The organism is Halobacillus seohaensis (genome assembly GCF_042663045.1).
In the GTDB taxonomy this organism is placed as follows: domain Bacteria; phylum Bacillota; class Bacilli; order Bacillales; family Halobacillaceae; genus Halobacillus_A; species Halobacillus_A seohaensis.
In genome coordinates this window covers 1-2,357 of sequence record NZ_JBHSZV010000073.1, presented here as the reverse complement: position 1 = coordinate 2,357, position 2,357 = coordinate 1, and the positions used below count along the sequence as shown (strand labels likewise).

Here is a 2,357-nt window from a genome sequence, read left to right as displayed (position 1 = left end):
CCTATTACTTTAGTAAAATAGTTGGTGACGTTATTTTACTGGAGGTTAGGATTTTGGAGGAGAAATTAGTGTTGTATTTAAATATTAAGGCCCTATATAAACGAAAGTTTAAAGTAGCACAAATCGCTAAGGAGCTTAAGATCTCAAGACCTACTGTCTACAAATATTTAGAGATGACTTTTGATGAAGCAAAAGCTTATACGGAACTGCCTATGGGGAGGGAAAAGAAATTAGACAGTTACAAAGACTGGATCCTTGCCTGGCTAGAAGAGTACCCTCACTTGAGTGCTGCACAAATACATGATTGGCTTCTAGAGAGATACCCGGACCTGGCGGTCGGTGGAAGTACGGTGAGATCTTATGTTAAAGATATCAGGGAAGTCTACCAGATTGAGAAGAAGGTAATAGTTCGCCAATACGAAGCCATACCTGAACAGCCAATGGGGAAACAGCTTCAGGTAGACTGGGGTGAAACAAAACAGAAGACAACAGAGAGCACAGAGATCAAGTTATATTTCATTGCGTTTGTACTCGCTCACTCCAGACAAAAATATATGGAATGGCAAACAAGGCCATTTACGACGAGAGATGCAATCCGTTGTCATGAAAATGCATTTCAATTCTACGGAGGAGGTACAGAAGAAATCGTATACGATCAGGATCACTTAATTACGGTGAGTGAAAATGCAGGACAGCTGCTTTTAACAGCTGAGTTTCAAAGTTATGTGAATGAACGTAAGTTCAAGGTTTATTTGTGCAGAAGAGCTGATCCGGAGTCTAAAGGTATGATTGAAAATGTAGTGAAGTACATAAAAGGTAACTTCGCAGATAGTCGAGTGTTCAGTGATATAGAGGATTGGAATCAGAGGGCGCTACAATGGCTGATGCGTACCGGAAATTACCAAGTTCATCAGACCACAAAAAAAAGACCAGCTGAAGTGTTTCTCGTCGAAAAGCAACACTTAAAGCCAGTCTCTTCCCTACTTTCATTTGAAAGTACCAATAACCAAAGTATAACAAGAAGTGTAAGCAAGGACAATACGATCCGGTATAAGTCCAATCGATATTCCGTCCCTCTCGGGACTTATCAAACAAACGCTGATAAGCATGTTCGGATTGAAGTTACAAGTGAAGAACCACCGAGGCTCGTGATTCGAAAGGAAGAAGAAAGTGAAATTATTGCAGAACACGATATCAGCTTAGAAAAAGGGAAACTTATTCAAAACCGCAATCATACCCGTGATCGCTCCAAAGGGGTTGAAGAGTTTAAACGACGTTTGATCTCCTTTTTTGAAAATCAAACACAGGCAGCTGCTTACTTGGATGAAATCAGCCGAAGATACCCAAGGTATCGTCGAGACCAGTTTGCGATCATTCATCGGGTCATCCAACAGTATCCAACCGTAATAGAGAGCGTATTGACCAAGTGTATGAGAGAAAAGCTGTTTAGCGCGAATGATTTTCGCGATATTGCCCAGCACATAAATACATTGTCTCAAGAGCCGTTAAAAGAGATAAAATCTTATGATATTTACCCAGCAAACCATGGTTATTTTAAGACCTCTACCCGTTCTTTAAATGCTTATACCAGCATTTTAGGAGGTAGATCATGAGGAACAAGACCGTGAATGAATTACAAGATCAATTTCGTCAGTTACGTCTATCAGAAACTGCGGAGGAGCTCCCACAGCTTCTTCGTGAAGCTGAAAAATCTTCGTTGACTTACTTAGAATTCTTAGAGTCTATTACACGATATGAACTAGGAAAACGTGAAGCAAAAAGTCTGGAAAAAAGGATGAAATGGGCACGATTCCCTTTCTTGAAGTCCTTAGATGAGTTTGAACTGAATGGTCAAAACGTTCTGACTGCCCGCCAGCTAACGCAACTCAGAGAGTTAAGCTGGTTGGAACAGCAGTATAACCTAATTATCCTTGGGCCACCTGGCATTGGAAAAACGTACATCGCCATTGGACTGGGGCTCGAAGCTGTATCCAGAGGATTCAACGTTTATTTCGCTACAATGGGTGAGCTAGTACAGCTCTTAAAGACGGAAGAATATCTGAACAAATCAAAGGTGCAAATGAAACGAATGAGAAACGCTGACCTTGTGATTATTGATGATTTGATGTATATGGCGATGGATCAGCGAGAGGCAAATCTGTTTTTCCATTTGATTAATCATTTATACGAACGAAGTTCGATTATCCTGACCTCAAATAAAAGTCCAGAGGAATGGGGAAACTTGATTGGCGATCAAGGAATCACGACAGCGATTTTAGATCGTTTACTTCATCGTGTGGAGGTCATCCATGGTGGAGAGAATGAGGAAAGTCATCGTATGAAAAACCGAAAAAGCA

Annotated in this window: 2 protein-coding genes; both read left to right on the top strand. The window is 40.8% G+C overall.

Translation table 11 applies throughout. The annotated features are described in order from the left end of the window. The first annotated feature begins 68 nt into the window (after positions 1 to 68). Positions 69 to 1,613 (top strand): IS21 family transposase, encoded by a 1,545-nt coding sequence (gene istA / locus ACFQIC_RS21035; protein ID WP_204712362.1) that lies wholly within the window; start codon positions 69 to 71, stop codon positions 1,611 to 1,613. Then, positions 1,610 to 2,357, top strand: a 748-nt coding sequence (gene istB, locus ACFQIC_RS21030; protein ID WP_390217876.1) for an IS21-like element helper ATPase IstB, incomplete at its 3' end; no start/stop codon positions are given. The genes istA and istB, both read left to right, overlap by 4 nt.